This is a genomic window from Alkalicoccus luteus (assembly GCF_012034335.1).
Lineage (GTDB): Bacteria > Bacillota > Bacilli > Bacillales > Salisediminibacteriaceae > Alkalicoccus > Alkalicoccus luteus_A.
This window is the reverse complement of sequence record NZ_JAATHJ010000008.1, coordinates 80,782-96,868: the sequence shown is the minus strand read 5'-3', so window position 1 is coordinate 96,868 and position 16,087 is coordinate 80,782. Positions and strand designations below refer to the sequence as shown.

General features: G+C 52.2%; 10 protein-coding genes. 1 reads left to right on the top strand and 9 read right to left on the bottom strand.

The features are described 5' to 3' along the window. Positions 1 to 3: 3 nt before the first annotated feature. Genes HCN83_RS07510 through HCN83_RS07475 form a run of 8 tightly spaced genes read right to left on the bottom strand, consistent with a single transcriptional unit; the run spans position 4 to position 10,398 of the window. Entirely contained in the window at positions 4 to 1,545 is a 1,542-nt protein-coding gene (locus HCN83_RS07510) for an ATP-grasp domain-containing protein (protein ID WP_168005952.1), read from the bottom strand. A 4-nt stretch (positions 1,546 to 1,549) separates the two neighbouring features. Continuing rightward, positions 1,550 to 3,094: a hypothetical protein gene (locus tag HCN83_RS07505; protein ID WP_168005950.1), complete on the bottom strand. Its 1,545-nt coding sequence runs from the start codon at positions 3,092 to 3,094 to the stop codon at positions 1,550 to 1,552. After that, complete coding sequence (locus HCN83_RS07500; protein ID WP_168005948.1) at positions 3,091 to 4,302, bottom strand: ATP-grasp fold amidoligase family protein; 1,212 nt, start codon at positions 4,300 to 4,302, stop codon at positions 3,091 to 3,093. The genes HCN83_RS07505 and HCN83_RS07500 overlap by 4 nt, the downstream gene beginning before the upstream one ends. A gap of 12 nt (positions 4,303 to 4,314) precedes the next feature. Beyond that, positions 4,315 to 6,105 carry a glycosyltransferase family 2 protein gene (locus HCN83_RS07495; protein WP_168005946.1) on the bottom strand — a complete coding sequence of 597 codons (1,791 nt, stop codon included), beginning with the start codon at positions 6,103 to 6,105 and terminating at the stop codon, positions 4,315 to 4,317. Positions 6,106 to 6,141: 36 nt separating this feature from the next. Further along, a complete protein-coding gene (locus tag HCN83_RS07490; RefSeq protein WP_168005944.1) occupies positions 6,142 to 7,677 on the bottom strand; it encodes an ABC transporter ATP-binding protein in 1,536 nt (511 codons plus the stop codon). Positions 7,678 to 7,693: 16 nt separating this feature from the next. Further along, positions 7,694 to 8,470 (bottom strand): ABC transporter permease, encoded by a 777-nt coding sequence (locus tag HCN83_RS07485; RefSeq protein ID WP_168006026.1) that lies wholly within the window; start codon positions 8,468 to 8,470, stop codon positions 7,694 to 7,696. Positions 8,471 to 8,474: 4 nt separating this feature from the next. Beyond that, positions 8,475 to 9,266, bottom strand: coding sequence for a glycosyltransferase family 2 protein (locus HCN83_RS07480; RefSeq protein ID WP_343033671.1), 792 nt, complete (start codon positions 9,264 to 9,266; stop codon positions 8,475 to 8,477). Continuing rightward, on the bottom strand, positions 9,256 to 10,398 hold the full coding sequence (locus HCN83_RS07475; RefSeq protein WP_168005942.1) for a glycosyltransferase family protein: 1,143 nt from the start codon (positions 10,396 to 10,398) through the stop codon (positions 9,256 to 9,258). Before HCN83_RS07475 ends, HCN83_RS07480 begins: the two co-directional genes overlap by 11 nt. Before the next feature lie 309 nt (positions 10,399 to 10,707). Between HCN83_RS07475 and HCN83_RS07470 the strand changes: the two genes are divergently transcribed. Then, a complete protein-coding gene (locus HCN83_RS07470; RefSeq protein ID WP_168005941.1) occupies positions 10,708 to 14,586 on the top strand; it encodes a peptidoglycan-binding protein in 3,879 nt (1,292 codons plus the stop codon). Positions 14,587 to 14,654: 68 nt separating this feature from the next. Here HCN83_RS07470 and HCN83_RS07465 read toward each other — a convergent pair. Then, positions 14,655 to 15,985 (bottom strand): IS3 family transposase gene (locus HCN83_RS07465; protein ID WP_425483603.1). Its coding sequence is split into 2 segments (ribosomal slippage): positions 14,655 to 15,604 and positions 15,604 to 15,985, totalling 1,332 coding nucleotides; the frame shifts between segments, so codons are not numbered across the junction. Positions 15,986 to 16,087 lie beyond the last annotated feature (102 nt).

The window sequence follows — 16,087 nt, the reverse complement described above, 5'->3', positions numbered from 1 at the left end:
AGCTTATCGTCTGCCGAATCGTTTCTTCAGTCTCGTGCGGATGCCGGCTGCTTCCCGGGCCGTCCGCGCTGCTGCTTTTTCTTCGAGCTTCCACTCTTCCAGCAGCTGTCGTCGTTTTATATAGGCTTCCACAAAGGAAGGACGTGTATTATCATGCCAGACGAGCTCTGCCGCGATCATCCCGCTGCTTTCTGAAACGGTTACGGTGCCTGCCTCTTCCAGCCGCTGCTTCACTGCCTGCAGCTCTTCCGGTGTTCCGAGGAGCGTCGCGTAAAGCGTCTTGTTTTTTACTACTCTGACCGTACCGTACAGCGTGAGCTCTTTCATAAAGCGTTCCAGCTCATGCTTATCCTGCTTCAGTGCTCCTTCACAGGTAAATGACTGCTGGATGGTGCCTGTCTGTTCGGGAGCCGGCGCCACTGTGATCCGTGAGGCTCCGGCTGCTTTTACGGCCGCTTCGATCGTGCCGAGGTCAAAATAGACGTGATCGGCACGGGGCGCGTCTGCAGAGGCTGGAAAATAAAAGTCGATCAGCGCTCTCGGCACATCGCGGCTCATCCCGGTGATTGGAAACAGGTGTGAGCCAAGGCCCGGCTTCGTGTTCACTTCGATCACGACTGCTTCCTCCCAGTCCGGGTCCACCATTAAGTCTACACCACAATGGGGCAGTCCGGGAACCGCTTCTGCGGCACGGATCGCGGTTTCTTTTATTTTTTCTGAGAGCAGGTCGGTCACGTCGACCGGATCGCCTCCTGCTGAAATGTTGCTGACGCGTTTGACGACAATCGTTTCCCCGGCTTTCGGCACGGTTCTAAGCGTCCAATCTGAAGCGTGCATCGTCGTGTAAAAGTGGCGGTCGAGCTTGATCGGGCGGTGATACAAGTGCGGCACCTCCCGCCTGTCTTCGTTCTTTTGCTCAATCAGTCTGGCGATGGAGCGCTTTCCGTCCCCCGTGACACTCGCCGGACGGCGCTGCACGGCGCCGAGCACTTTTCCATCAAGCACCATCACGCGGCATTCTTCTCCCTCGACAAACTGCTCGACGATCACGTGCTTTAAACCTAACTCCTGCCTTACATAAGTAACGGCTTTCTGAAACGACGCCTCATCGCGAATGTTCACGATGACACCTTTGCCGCCGGAGGCGTTCGTCGGCTTTAACACAAGCGGAAAGCCTTTATCTTTGGCGTACGCGATAACTGCTTCATCCGTTGCTGCTTCCGTGAACGTTTTTCCGTGAGGGACCGGAACGCCGTGCGCCCGCATTGCCTCGTTCGTCCGCGATTTATCGTCACAGATCGCCTCTGCTTCATCGGTGATCAAGTCGCCTTTTGATCCTTGAAACTGATGCACGTTTGAGCCATCTGAGAGCTGATAGCGCAGCTGAAATTCGCCGTCCTCTCCGCGGATGGACCAGAACGTCAGCTCGAGTCCCCGGCGCCAGCCTTCAAGAGCGATCGTATAGAGACTTATTTTTTTATCCTTCGCCGCAAGCGGAACCGCATCAGTTAAGTGCGAGAGCCATACCGGCTTCGTTTGTATCATCTCGTTACGTCCCCCTCTTTGAGAACAGTTTCAGTTTTCCAGGAAGTCCGGCAGTCGTTCTCAGCAGCTTCAGCGTCTGTTCCGTCCGGCGTCTTGCGGCAGCTGTCCGGCCTATGAGCGTCGTTACCTCTGCCTGATCGCGCAGTAGATCTTCCCGGCTGTCGTACACGCGGAAGGCAGGCGTGATAAACGCCGGGCCCCTGCCGGCTTCTTTAGCGCCAGGAAGCGACGCTCCGAATGCCTCTGCTTCGTCTCCAGCTGCGAATACGTGCCAGCGGTCTGTCCCTTTCGGCTTCAGCCAGCCGTAAAGCCGGCGTTCCATCGCTTCTACATAGATCTGATGCCGTGCCGCTGCATCCAGCGGCTTCTCCAGCACCCAGTGTATCCCTTCCGGTTCTTCTGCCGGACATACTGGCACTTCAGAAGCGGATGCCGCCCCAGTTTCCAGCGCCATCAGGCTGTCCTGAAGGTGAAAATACGCGTGGGATGCACGAGTATGCTGTTTCGATTCTGGAAAATAGTAATCGACAATTGCCTTTGGAATGTCGCGACCTTTCCCGTGCATCGGAAACACCATCAGGGCGATTTGAGCAGTGGGGTTCACTTCGAGCACAACGGGCCCTCGCTCATTTGAATGAATGATATCGACCCCGCCGTGCGGAAACTCGGGAAACGCCTTCAGAGCACGGACGGCGGTCTGCTTCATGTCATCGGGAAGCTGATCCAGTACGTCCACCGGATCGCCCCCGAGTGAGACATTGCTTTGCGTGCGAAGCGCGACGACCTGACCTGCAGAGGGGCGGCTGTCCAGCTTTAATCCCTGTCCTTGCAGAACCGCTTCCGCAGCGGCATCGAGTTTGATCAACGCCGTCGCAAGCCGCGGATTGCCGCGCCGTTCGTCGTTTTTACGCGCAACGAGCTCCTCGACCGTCGCATGGCCATCGCCAGTTACCGATGCCGGATCCCGCCGGACCGCTCCTGCTACGTGTTCACCGACAACGTACAGCCGGTACTCCGGCCCTTCGATGTGCTCTTCGAGAAGAACGGGCTCCCCAGGGTGCTCCTGTTGCAGCTCCCGGTATACTCCGGCGAGCTCGTCTGCGGAAAGGTTCGTCCGAACACCGCGTCCGAAACTGCCGTCATTGACTTTCAGCACGAACGGACCTGCAAGCTTTGCTGCTTCGACTGCAAGATCTGCTTCTGTTTCCAGCAGACTGCCGCGCGGAGCGGGAACGTCGGCCTGATGCAGGTACTGCTTTGTTAGCGTTTTGTCGGCTCCTGCTTCAACTGCATCACGCGAAACGCCGTCACCGCGTGACCGGAAAAAGCGGACCGTCCGTTTACTATCGGACAGCGTAAACAGCCTGCCGGGGCGGTGCGCATACCAGAAGGGAACATCAGCAAACTCATCGCTTCTATGAGCATGAAACTGCAGGGTCAGTCCGCGCCGCCAGCCTTCCAGCGCGATCAAGTACCCGCATAGAAGCGGTCCTTGCGCCTGATGAACGACAGCTGCAGGAAGGTGGGGCGGCCATTGTGCCGGGTTCATAGCAAATTCCTCCAATGTATGTAACGCTCTCCGTTCAGTAAATCATGCATAAGCACTTCTTCGGCCTCGAGAAACGCTTCCCCGAGCGCTCTGTCGGTTGCGGCGTCGAACTGATCGTAGTTGCCGGGCTTCGGCGTGCATTCGCCAAATAAAAGGCCGTCGGTCGTCTGCAGAAAATCAAACCGGCAAAACGGGGCCGGAATAGCTTTTCCGAGCCTGGAGGCGGCTTCAAGGGCCCGTAGATCCGGTCCGTCGCCATCCATGAGCTGACCGGTATACTTGCCCGTCTCAATTGGCTCACCTTCCGGCGTCCACCAGCAGTAGGCCGTTTCCGGACTACGGGTAATCTCCAGGAGAAGAACGGTTTTCCCGTAAAACGTGTAGCACTTCATATCGCGTGCCGGTTCTTTCGTTTCTTTATCAGCATAGTAGACTTTTTCAACGCTCCAGCTGTCCTCGGCAACGCGCCCGCTCGCTAAATCCTGCTCCAGTTCGCGGCGGAGTGCTTCCATAGAGGGGAGCACCTCAGACGTCTTGACGTTTAAAATGTCATCTTCGGCTCGCAGCACGTAAACCCCGCGCCCGCCTGCCCCGTCAGCCGGTTTTACGACGGTTCCGGGGGCGAGCGTCAGCTGTTCGAGCGGTACGGACGTTGCGAGCACCTCCGGCACGGCAATATCGAGCGAACGAGCAAGCTTATAAGCCTTCTCCTTATCGTCCACTGTCCATTCCGGCAGAGCGTGACCCTTTTGCAGCCGCCTCGTCCTTGCCGTCAGCTGGCCGCGAAAGGAGGAGAGCGGCTCCAGGGAGGGAATGTCCCGGTGCTCAATTCCGCGTGCAAACCGCTCCGGCAGTTGCGCAGCTGTAAAAGCAGGAAGCAGCAGCTGACGCATCTGGTCTTCTGCTGCTGTTCCTTCTCTGGCGACCTGACGGAGCGCTTCCAGCATCGCTTCTCTGCTGAAGCGGTCATGCAGCTGCTTCTTTACCGCAAGCTCCTGCGCGAGCTCCATCAGCGTGCCTTCCCGGTACGACTCCCGCACCGTCTCACGGACGCGGGCAAGATCGTTCGTTTCATCCGGCAGCGCTTTGGGCGCAGGTGCTTTCTGCTTATATACCTGCTCACGCAGTTTTTGATTTTCCTGCTCAAGGTGCGTCATTTTACTGCCTAATACACGCGCCCGGAGACGCGAAAGCGGAGACTGACTCACAAAATCCCTCCTTTACTGCTTCCATTCAGGCGCCGCACCGGTCAGCCGGCGAACAGCTTCTTCTACGGCCGATTTATCAGCCACTTGGCCGGTCACGATCGCTTGTTGGGCTTCCATAAGCGGAACAAAGCGCTGTTTTTCCAGCAGGGCTTCCGTATCGGAAAAGCGGACTTCACCGGCACGGATTTTCTCTCCGTAGACGAGCATTTCCACTGCGCCGTTGTTGATCAGCTTTCTCCAGCGTGGATGCACGTGCGTAAATGGCGAGCTGTCGTAGCGGTAAAGCAGCACAAAGCCGACTCGTTTTTTCTCTGCTTCAGCGGCTTTCAGCTCGTCAGCAGCGAGCGCATCTTCGGAACGAAAATCAGCCGCAAATACGACATCAAAGGTTCGCCAGCCGTCTTCTTTTGATTCCCGCTCTGGACGCATCGGTTCCGGTACGGAAAACGGGCGCTCCGTCTGCTCCGGATCGTAGTAGAGCGTGTCTGCATGTTTATGATGGTAGTCGTGGGCCATCTCATATTCGCGGCGAGCGCCCATTTTGTAGTTAGGCAGCCCGAACGCTTCGTTGCCTGTGAGCGACTGATCGGACTGGCGCTGGAAGGAAAGCGGGCCGGTCGCAAGCTCCACGACAGACTGCTCGCCGAACAGGCGTCGGCAGCGGAAAATAAATTCAGAGTCTGCTGCAAAGCGCACACGGTCCCATGAGCCAAGCTTTTCAAGCACCTGCTCTCTGCGGAACATAAACGATGACATGTTGTTAAACAGGTATTCCCCGGGGCGAGCGCGGCGGTGCAGTGACAGATCTTCAAACATACGCGCCTGCTGCGACATGTTGGCTACGACGTCCTCGTGCTCCAGCAGATGCAGCACCTGCTTTTCGATTTTTTCCGGGTGTGACCAGTCATCGGCGTCGTTCACCGTGACAAACGTACCGGTCGCCTGCTTCAGTGCCAGGTTACGCGCGGCATACGGGCCGCCGTTCTGCTTCACCTGCAGCACCTTCACCCGCTTATCTTCTTTTGCAAAAGCTTCTGCTGCTTCGACCGTGCCATCGGCAGAAGCATCGTCAATGATAAGAATTTCCAGGTTCGTCCACGTCTGTGCCTGCAGCGAGTGAATCGCTGTCTTGAGCGTTGCTTCAGCATGATACACCGGTACGAGCACGGTTACCTTCGTGTTATCAAGCGCCGGCTGGTTGACGAGCTGCTTTTTCGCGCGCGGCTCGAGGGCGTCATATGCGGACAGCTGGTTGCGAACAGCCGGATCGAGCTGAATTTTCATCAGACCTGCGTCACTAAGCACCTTGTTCAAATATGGAATCCGGGCTTCCGTCTCTTTTATGGTGTTTGCACGAGCGAGATACAGATCCGGGTGCGGCTTTTTCTTGATCAGCGCATCGAGCACTGCTTCAGCCCGGTCGCGTGTTCCAAGCTGCATCATGGCCTCTGCAGCCAGAATGGACGCGCGGCGGATTTTTTCCTCCGATTCTTCGGTCTGCAGCATATCGAGCAGGTAATCCAGTGCTTTTTCTGCTCCTTCTTTCGTGTACTGATTCACGTGCCAGAGCGCCAGCTCAAATGCCGCATAGCGCTTCAGTGCAGGACGCTTTGCCTTCTCATGAAGGGCTTCCAGATCATGAAGCGCCCGCTCGGTGAAGCCGAGATTGTTTAGCTTCCACTTGAGCGTTTCCACTTTCGCTGTCGGGAGGCCGAGAAACGGAACGACCTGCTTCAGTTTGTCCTTCTGCTCTTTTGTCATCTTGGCACTCACGCTTTTTTTCATCGTCTGCAGTTTATTCATGAATCGGGTCACCTGCTTTCATGGAATGGCGCGGCATCAGGAGCTCCGCGGTTTCAGTCTCGTCTTCTTTTGCACGTTGTACTTTTCCTTGTAGCGGGCGATAGCCTCTTTCGGATCACCGTCGTACAAAATCTTGCCCTGGTCCATCCAGATCGCACGCGTGCAGATCTTCTCCACGAAGCCCATACTGTGCGAAACGATAATGACGCACTTCGCCATCTCGATCATTTCCTGGATTTTTTCGCTCGCTTTCTGCTTGAAGGCAATGTCACCGGTTGAGAGCGCTTCATCAAGGATGAAAATATCCGGCTTGAGTGTAGCCGCTATGCTGAAGCCGAGCCTCGCCTGCATCCCGCTTGAGTAGTTCTTGACCGGCTTGTCAATCGCCCGGCGGATGCCGGAAAAGTCGACGATCTGATCGTAGTCTTCATCGATCTTCTTCTTCGGAATACCGAGCAGCATCCCGTTTAAATAAATGTTATCCCGGCCAGTCAGCTGCGTGTTAAAGCCGGTGCCGTAACCGAGCAGCGATGTTGTTTCGCCGTGCAGCTCCAGCTTTCCTTCATCAGGTGTGAGAATATTCGTCATCAGCTTGCAAAGCGTGCTTTTGCCCGCTCCGTTATGACCGATAATGCCGACAACTTCGCCTTCTTTGATCGTGAATGAATTCTCTTTTAAGGCCCAGAATTCCTCTTTATTGACGTCATAACGTACACCGATATTGTCAGCCCGCACAATCGTCTGGTCTTTGATCGTCGTCTGCGTTTTTTCGATGTCGAGCCTTTTTTGCGCACGCGGCTTCCGCTCCGGTACCGATTCCTTGTACAGGTTCGTGACGCGCTTCGGATCCCCGTCTGCGCGGATGACGCCTTTATCGAGCCAAATGAGCCGGTCACAGTTCCGGCGCGCATATTTCAAGCTGTGCGTTACCAAAATGACCATCTTCGCTTTTTCGACGAGCTCTTTCATCTTTTCTGCCGCCCGCTGTCCGAAAGCTGCATCACCGGTGTTGAGCGCTTCATCGAGAATTAATATTTCCGGCTCCAGGTGAGCGGCGACGCTGAATCCGAGGCGTGCCTTCATTCCGCTGGAGTATGTTTTAGTAGGGCGGTCGAGAAACTTGCCGAGGCCTGAAAATTCATGAATATCATCGATGAATTCGTTGATGCGGTGTTTGGAGATGCCGAGCATCATCCCGTTTAAATACGCATTTTCCCTGCCGGTAAGCTCTTTATCAAAGCCCATTCCCATGGAAAACAGAGCAGAAACGCGTCCGTTCACCGTCAGCTCTCCTTCATCTTTTTCCAGAATGCCGGAGAGCATTTTGCATATGGTCGTTTTTCCGGAGCCGTTTGACCCGATGATGCCGAGTATTTCGCCTTTATAGCCTTTGAAGCTTACATTCCGAAGCGGCCAGAATTCTTCACCGGCATCGGGATCTTTTTCCCGCTTTAAAAAACGGAGGGCAAAGGATTTATAGTCGTCGGTGCGGTTGCCGGAATGAAACTTCACGCCGAGATCGTTCGCTTCGATCACGACTTCGCGGTTTTCCGGCGCCTGGTTGTCACTCATACTGTCACACCCTCACTTAAAGTGCTTTAATGATTTTGTACTCGTTGCGGCTGTAGTAATACAGGAATGCATAGACGAGCAGCGCGGACACGCCGAGGATTATCGACAGTGCAAAAAAGTTCGGCGACTGCTGGTACATGAGCACGTCCCGGTACGAGTTGACGATGTGGGCGATTGGATTAATATCGACCACCCACTGATACTCGTCCGGAAGACGCCCGCCCTCCCAGATAATCGGGGACGAGTAGAATAAAATTCGCGTTACGTGCGTGAGCAGGTTTTCAATATCCCGGATAAAAACGGATATGTACGCGAGAAACAGACCGATCGCAAGCAGAAATACGAGCTGTACGATAATAATAATTGGCAGATAAATCGCCTGCCAGCCTGGCATGACGCCAAAGACGACGAGAAAGATCGCCACGATGACGAGTCCGAACGAAAAGTTAACCATCTGTGAAAACGTTTTGGTAATCGGAAATATCGACTTTGGCAAGTACACCTGGTTAATGATCGAGGAGTAGCGCAAAATCGATCGCGCCGAGCTGTTTATAACGGTATTCGTCCAGCGCCACGATACGAGTCCGATGACGAGGAAGACAGCGAAGTTTTCGCCACCTCGTCCGAGAATAAAGCTGATCAGGAAGTAGTAAACGACCACGCCGAGAAGCGGGTCGAGCAGCCACCAGAAGTAGCCGAGATAGCTGTTCCGGTGCTCTGCTTTCAGGCCGGATTTGATCAGATAAACGATCAGATCCTTTCGTTTCATGATTTCATCCATGTATTGTCGCATCACGTTACTTGACACCGCCGTTTCCTGACGTTGACGCACGTCGGTATTTTTTCCATTTGTTACACGCATAGTGCATAAAATAGTAGCTGCTTGCGAGCAGATTTAATTTTTCTATGTTCCGGTAAACTTTCCAGTTCTGCTTCGCCATCTTTTTCTTATCGCTCGAAATCGATGCTTCCTGTCTGCGGTAGACGGCAAGCGGCTCACTGATGCCATAGGCGGTAAAGCCTCTGCGGCAGAGCTCCAGCCAGAGCACGTAGTCCTGCCGGGTGCGGATATCCACCATTTTAAGCGGGCCGGTCTGCTCCAGATCGACCATCACCGTCAGGCAGCCGATCATGTTCTGCTTTAACAGATCGCTGTAGCCGACGCGGGCCGGGATCAGATCGCCAAGCCCCAGGTCCGTGCCGTCGCTTGCAATGACGTAATACTGTGAAAAAGTGAAAGCTGCACCGTACTTCTGCATCCAGGCGAGCTGCCGCTCTGTTTTATGCGGCAGCCACTGGTCGTCGCTGTCTAAGAAAGCGGCATAGGTGCCGGCGGCCTGCTCAAGCGCGGTATTTCTCGCGACGGCTGCTCCGCTGTTTACAGGGAGCTCGATCAGACGGATGCGGCTGTCTTCAGCGGAATAGCTGCGGATGATTTCTCTCGTTTCATCCGTTGAACAGTCGTCCACAATCAGCATTTCCCAGTTCGTATACGTCTGTTTCTGTACAGATTCAATCGTTTCACCGATCACGCCCGCTGCGTTATATGCCGGGGTGATGACGGAGACGAGTGGTTGGTTAATTGTCACTGGATTCACCTGCTTCAATTCCGTTAAGTCTATCATATAAAGCCGTCAGTTTCTTTTCCTCATGACCCCAGTGCAGGTGCCTCTGGACGGCTTCCCTGCCGCGTTCCCCCATCGCTTTTGCTTCCTCCGGGTGTTCACGCAGATAATCCACTGCATCGCGGATCTCTTCCCTGCTGTCCGGGTTCACGCAAATGCCGCACTGATATGTATCCATGAACGCCTGCCATTTCGGGTAATCCGAACAAATAACAGGCAGTCCGGCGGCCATGTATTCGAAAAACTTCGTCAGCTCTTTTTTCATGTAATGGTCACTTGGCGGGAAAAGCGCGATGCCTGCGAGCCATCCGCTTTGGGCGTAAGCCGCATCAATCTCTGCTTTCGGCACGTAGCTTCCGGCCCCGTGCAGATGAAGACGCGCCTCGTGTGCTCCTGCGCGCTGCTTCATCTCAGCTGCGAGGCTTTCCGGACAGTAGCCGTAAAGATGAACTTGGAGCGACTTATCCAGTGCGGGTAGTGCTGCATGCTGCATCGCTCCCCGGTCCTTCGTTACGTTCCCCGTATAGAGGAGCCCGTCTGCCTGCTGAAACGAGCGGTCAATGTCCGTCAGCTTCTCCTGTAAAATCGGATAATTTAATACGCAAAGACCTTGCGGGTATTTTTCCAAGTAGTATTTCTCGGCAAGAATAAGCTCCATCCGCCGCGTGCAAACCGCTTCGACCTTTTTATAGACCGATGCAATGAATTTGCGGACCGGGCGGGTGAAGTACTGTCGCTGTACGATGCCGGTTTCATAATCTTCGTGAATGTCGTAAATGACGTGATTTCGTTTGTTTTTCAGCAGCCAGCCGACAGGCAGAAGCTCCGGATCGTGAATATGGTAGACGTCCGCCTTCTGTTTCTTTGCGCGGAAATAGGCACGAATCGTTCCGAAAAGCAGGCCTTTCCAGCGGTTCGTGTATTTCGGGAGCGGCTCAAACGGCACATCTCCCTCCTCGGTATTAGTCGGTACCGGGGCAAGAAGGGTTACGTCATAGCCTGCCCGTTTTAAAGAGGCACACTGTTTATAGTAAATTCGCGGATCTAATGGATGGTGCAGCGTCGTCATATGCAGCACCTTAACTGTATGTCTCATAGAAAACTCCCACGTTTAAAGTACAGCTCTGTTCGCTGCAAACTTTCCAACGTCATATTATATCATAGGAAAAGGAATTTTCCTGCCTTTAGCAGGAGAATGTAACCGAAATGATACGTGCTTATGTTACAAGTTCATTACAATGGAGAATCGCAAGAAAAGTCGCATGTATTAATTTGTCGAATGTAATAAACTTACTATCGTAGCTGAAATATATCCCGTATTTCTGCCTGCGCGCAACAATGAATCCAGCCTAGACACACAAGACATTCACAGCACTTTGATAAACGAACGAAAGGAGCGGATCGATTGAAGAAACATCTGGCAAAAAAAGCCGGCATCACCGGACTTGCTTCCCTGCTGTTTATGACTTCCGCCCTGCCTGCATCTGCCGGCTCGGCCGAAGAAGTGATGAACGATTTGTTTCCGGACCAGGAAACAGCAGAAGCAGACGTCACCCCGGCCCTGTTCAACCAGCAGCTTGAAGAAGAGCTACATATTTCATTTGAAGAGACTCCGGATGAAGCTGCACTGGGATTGTTTGACGAGAACGGGCTTGTAGGCGAGATGGCGGTAACCGAAGACGAAGAAGGGTTCAGCTGGTCATTTGACCTGACTGAAGAAGAAGAAACGGTCGAGCTCGAACTTGAAGACGGCCGGTACTACATCGGCTCCATGGAAGACGAGGACGTTCGTTACGGCTCATTCATTCACTTCAGTGAACAGCCGGAGCTGTTACTTAATGAAGAAGAGACAGGCACAGGCACCGCGTTTTCTGAGCTGGAAGCTTACGGGCTTCACGCCGGACACCTTGAGCTCACAGCTGAGGCAGACGCTTTTGACGCACTCACCGTCGACATAGCAGAAGACGGCAGCTTCTCAGCAGAACTCCCGGAAACAGACGAAGATACGACCGTCACATTCCGCCTTCTTGATCCTGCCGGCAATGAAACGACAGCAGAAGCGGTGTGGGCAGCCGCAGTAGAAGAGGAAGAAGAGTCCAACGAAGAAGACGGCCTTGAGGAAGACGAAAGCTCCGAAGAGGACGCTGCTTCTGAAGATCGATTGGAAGACTCCAACGAAGAAGACGGCCTTGAGGAAGACGAAAGCTCCGAAGAGGACGCATCTTCTGAAGACGGGCTGGAAGACTCCAACGAAGAAGATGGCCTTGAAGAAGACGAAAGCTCTGAAGAGGACCCTGCTTCTGAAGACGGATTAGAAGACTCCAACGAAGAAGACGGCCTTGAGGAAGACGAAAGCTCTGAAGAGGACCCTGCTTCTGAAGACGGATTAGAAGACTCCAACGGAGAAGACGGCCTTGAGGAAGACGAAAGCTCCGAAGAGGACGTCACTTCTGAAGATGGATTGGAAGACTCAAACGGAGAAGACGGCCTTGAGGAAGACGAAAGCTCCGAAGAGGACGTTACTTCCGAAGACGGGCTGGAAGACTCCAACGAAGAAGACGGCCTTGAAGAAGACGAAAGCTCCGAAGAGGACGTTACTTCCGAAGACGGGCTGGAAGACTCCAACGAAGAAGACGGCCTTGAAGAAGTGGAAGAAGAAACGTTTTCCGCATTCTCAATGTTCTCGATGGAGAATGATTCAACTTCTACGAGCATCGGCGAATTCTATGATGGTGCTTCGGGTGAATATATTCGCAGCATGAAGCTGGATTTAACTGCTCTCGGATTTGGCAGCTTTCCTTCTTCTCCTTCTGACCGATTCGGTCCGGTAACAATGGGCGTTACAGAGGATTTCCAGCAGGCCTACGGACTAGAAGTCACTGGCCTTCCGACTGACGAGATGCTCAGCATCATTGAAGCTGAATTAAATGGCAGCTACGGAGCTCTTGATCAGACATCCACATCAATCGGCGAATTCTACGACGGGGCTTCGGGTGAATATATTCGCAGCATGAAGCTGGACTTAACTGCTTTAGGCTTTGGAACGTTCCCAACCTTTCCATCAGACCGTTTTGGTCCGGTAACGATGGGTGTCGTCGAAGATTTCCAGCAGGCTTTCGGCCTTCCAGTAACCGGTCTTCCGACTGATGAAATGCTTCGTATGATGGAAGCAGAACTGAATGACGGGGTCGGCGGTCTGGATTACACTGTCACGTCAATCGGTGAATTTTATGATGGTGCTGCCGGGGAATATATTCGCGGCATGAAAGTAGAGCTTACAGCATTAGGATTTGGTACATTCCCATCGTCACCTTCTGACCGCTTCGGTCCGGTAACGATGGGCGTCGTCGAAGATTTCCAGCGGGCTTACGGTTTACCAGTGACTGGACTTCCTACTGATGAGATGTTGAACCTGATGAGCGCTGAGCTGCAAGGCAGCTTTTACGACGGCGCTTCCGGCGAATACATTCGTGAACTGAAGCTTGATTTAACAAAGCTTGGATTCGGAAGCTTCCCTTCTTCTCCTTCTGACCGCTTCGGTCCGGTAACGATGGGCGTTGTGGAAGACTTTCAGCGGGCTTACGGCCTTTCTGTAACAGGTATTCCGGATCAGGCAACCTTGAATGCGATTGAGCAGGCATTACAGACTGCATTTTATGATGGCGCATCCGGGGAACACATTCGCGAACTAAAGTTTGACCTGACAAACCTCGGATTCGGCACATTCCCATCCTCACCTTCTGACCGCTTCGGTCCGGTAACAATGGGTGTCGTCGAAGATTTTCAGCGAGCTTACGGACTTTCTGTAACGGGGATTCCGGATCAGGCTACGCTGAACGCGATTCAGGAAGCGTTGAGCACAGCGTTTTACGATGGAGCTTCCGGTGAGCATATCCGTGAACTGAAGCTTGATCTGACTAAACTCGGATTTGGAACATTCCCTTCTTCCCCTTCTGACCGGTTCGGTCCGGTGACTATGGGTGTTGTAGAGGACTTCCAGCAGTATTACGGCCTCAGCGTGACAGGTATCCCTAACCAGAACACGCTCGACAGCGTATCCAGCATTTTGAATTCTGCTTACTCAAACGGCAAAAGCGGGGATCATATCAGAGAGCTGAAGCTTAATTTGACGAAGCTCGGATATGGCAACTTCCCTTCTAATCCGTCTGGGTCTTATGGATCCGTAACGGCAGGAGTCGTTCGCGATTTTCAGTCATCCAATGGTCTCGTTGTGAACGGGATCGGCGATGATCCGACGCTTGAAACGATCTCCACGATGCTTGAAGATGTTTCAATGACAGGAGTTGTAACCGCAACTTCCCTGAACGTCCGCAGCGGCCCTGGTACAAATCACGGCGTTGTCGGTTCCCTGGCGAATGGAACGGTCGTTACGATCGTCGGTGAACAAAACGGCTGGTACCAGATCAGCTTCAACGGCGGCACTGCTTTCGTATCCGGCAGCTTTATCGACACAAGCACTGCTCCGGATCCTGGCGGAGATTTCAACGGCTCACACCAGGTTGCCTATACGAACGGTTCTTCTTTAAACGTTCGCTCCGGTCCTGGAACGTCACACGGTATTTTAGACAACCTAGGCTCGAACACGCGAGTTGAAATTTTGTCGACACACAGCTCCGGGTCTGCCAACAGCTGGCACCAGATCCGCTATGATGGCAATAAAACCGGTTATGTCTCTGCCGGGTATGTTCAGCTGGCTACGAAAACACCAGCAAGCTCCGGACCGCTTGCCGGCCGAACGGTCATTATTGATGCCGGCCACGGCGCTCAGGACCCGGGCGGTATTGGCGGCGGCATGCGGGAAAAGGATGTCGTACTCGATATCAGTCTCCGTGCGGAAGAACTGCTTCGTGCAGCAGGTGCTGAAGTGATTATGATTCGCCGCACCGATATCTTCCTGTCTCTAAGCCAGCGGGCGTTTATCGCGAACCGCTCCGGCGCAGATGCATTTCTGAGTGTTCACACGAACGTATTCAATGGTTCGGCCAGAGGAACGGAAACGTTCTGGCACAGCCGCTTCCAGGCATCAAACAGCGAGCGTCTCGCTCACGTGATGCAGGACAATACGGTTGCGAAGATGGGGACCCATTACCGCCGAGTCGATCACGGAAATTACCACGTGATTCGCGAGACACAGATTCCAAGCGCACTGCTTGAAATCGGCTTTAAGGATTACGCCCCTGATGCGGAAAAGCTGCGCTCTGACGCATATCGCCAGCGTGCAGCAGAGGCAATTCGAGACGGGTTCATTCAGTATTTCCGTTAAGCTTTCATAAAAAGAGCTCCCAGCCTCAATCTAAAGTGTACCCTTTGTAAAGGACATTTAAAAAAAGCCTAGGCAGCCTTCATAAGATGATCTCTGTACTGAACAGGGGTCATCTTATTTCTATTCCACTGGTATCTATAGTGATTGTAGTAGGTCATATATCGTTTCATTTCTTTTTTTACTTCATCTAGAGTTGAACATTCTTTAATAGAGGCTTCATCCTTAAGGTGGCCAAAGAAAGATTCCTGAGGGGCGTTATCCCAACAGTTTCCTCTTCTTGACATTGACTGATGATACCCCATCTTCTTCACTAACTTTTGAAAGGCAGGATGGGTGTAATGAACGCCTTGATCCGAGTGAATAAAAGCATCCTTTGCTTTCTTGAAGGTTCTATTCTTCTTTAACTTTAAAAGTGTGTCTGTAGCTAAGTCCATCGTTAGGCGGTCTAACACATGATAAGCCAAAGCTTGTCCAGAGGTACCATCTATTATGGTTGATAAGTAAGCCTTTTGATTTTTACCGTAAAATAAATAGGTGATATCTGTTAAGAGGACTTTTCCTGGAACACCTTGCCTAAACTCCCGATTCAATAAGTTTGGCATTGTCCGATGTTCATGTGTAGCTTTCATCATTCGTCTATAAGGGTTGGCCTTCCTAATAGGACAAATAATGTTGTATTTCTTCATGATTCGTCGGATCCGCTTCAAATTGTAGACAACACTAAATTGACCCGCCAATGTCATTTTAATTTGACGTGCCCCCTTCTTACGACCTTTAAAGTGGAAAGCTTTTAGGATGATCTTCTTCACTTTTTGATCGGCTTTCTCTCGTTGTTTCCTGTGTTCCTGTGACTTTAATGAAAAGTAATGATAGTACCCGCTTCTTGAGACACCCGCTAATTCACAAAGATAGGTAACCATCTGTTTCAGTTGATACTTTTCAATCACGGTACGAATGAGGATATACTTCTGGCTAGGGGGAAGGACTATTTCTTCATCCCCCTTTCCGCGAACCGAATCTTTTTTAAAAGTTCGTTTTCCCCCTTTAGTAAGTTAATTTGAGCTTCTAAGCGAGCATTCTTTTCCTCCATGGAAAGCTCCTTTTCCTTTGTACGCCCTGAATTTTCAGCTCTCGTGTCACGTAGTCCCATTAATCCGTCTTGATTGTAAGCTTTTTGCCACCTTTTACTCGCTGATTTAACCCTTTCTGTTCCCAAAACTTCAACGTCAAATCCGCATCCTTCAAATATGTCTCTGGCAAACCTCCCTTTCTCTTTTTCCGCTATAAATATGTGTTTAAATTCATCTGTATAAGTGATGCTTTTTGAACTAACAGATCTAACGTACTTATTTGATGATAATCGCTTAATCTCGTTTTTAGTAAAGTCCTTTTTACTCATTATGTACTCCCATCTCATCATGTATTTCTCTAGTAGTAATGTTATTTATTATACAAAAAAGCACCCTATAGGTAGACTTTTTTTAAGTGTCTACTCTATAGG

Excerpts from the sequence above, each read along its gene's own strand:
- HCN83_RS07510 (WP_168005952.1), bottom strand. The coding sequence starts at position 1,545 with ATGATACAAACGAAGCCGGTATGGCTCTCGCACTTAACTGATGCGGTT.
- HCN83_RS07505 (WP_168005950.1), bottom strand. The coding sequence starts at position 3,094 with ATGAACCCGGCACAATGGCCGCCCCACCTTCCTGCAGCTGTCGTTCAT.
- HCN83_RS07495 (WP_168005946.1), bottom strand. The coding sequence starts at position 6,105 with ATGAATAAACTGCAGACGATGAAAAAAAGCGTGAGTGCCAAGATGACA.
- HCN83_RS07490 (WP_168005944.1), bottom strand. The coding sequence starts at position 7,677 with ATGAGTGACAACCAGGCGCCGGAAAACCGCGAAGTCGTGATCGAAGCG.
- HCN83_RS07485 (WP_168006026.1), bottom strand. The coding sequence starts at position 8,470 with ATGCGACAATACATGGATGAAATCATGAAACGAAAGGATCTGATCGTT.
- HCN83_RS07475 (WP_168005942.1), bottom strand. The coding sequence starts at position 10,398 with ATGAGACATACAGTTAAGGTGCTGCATATGACGACGCTGCACCATCCA.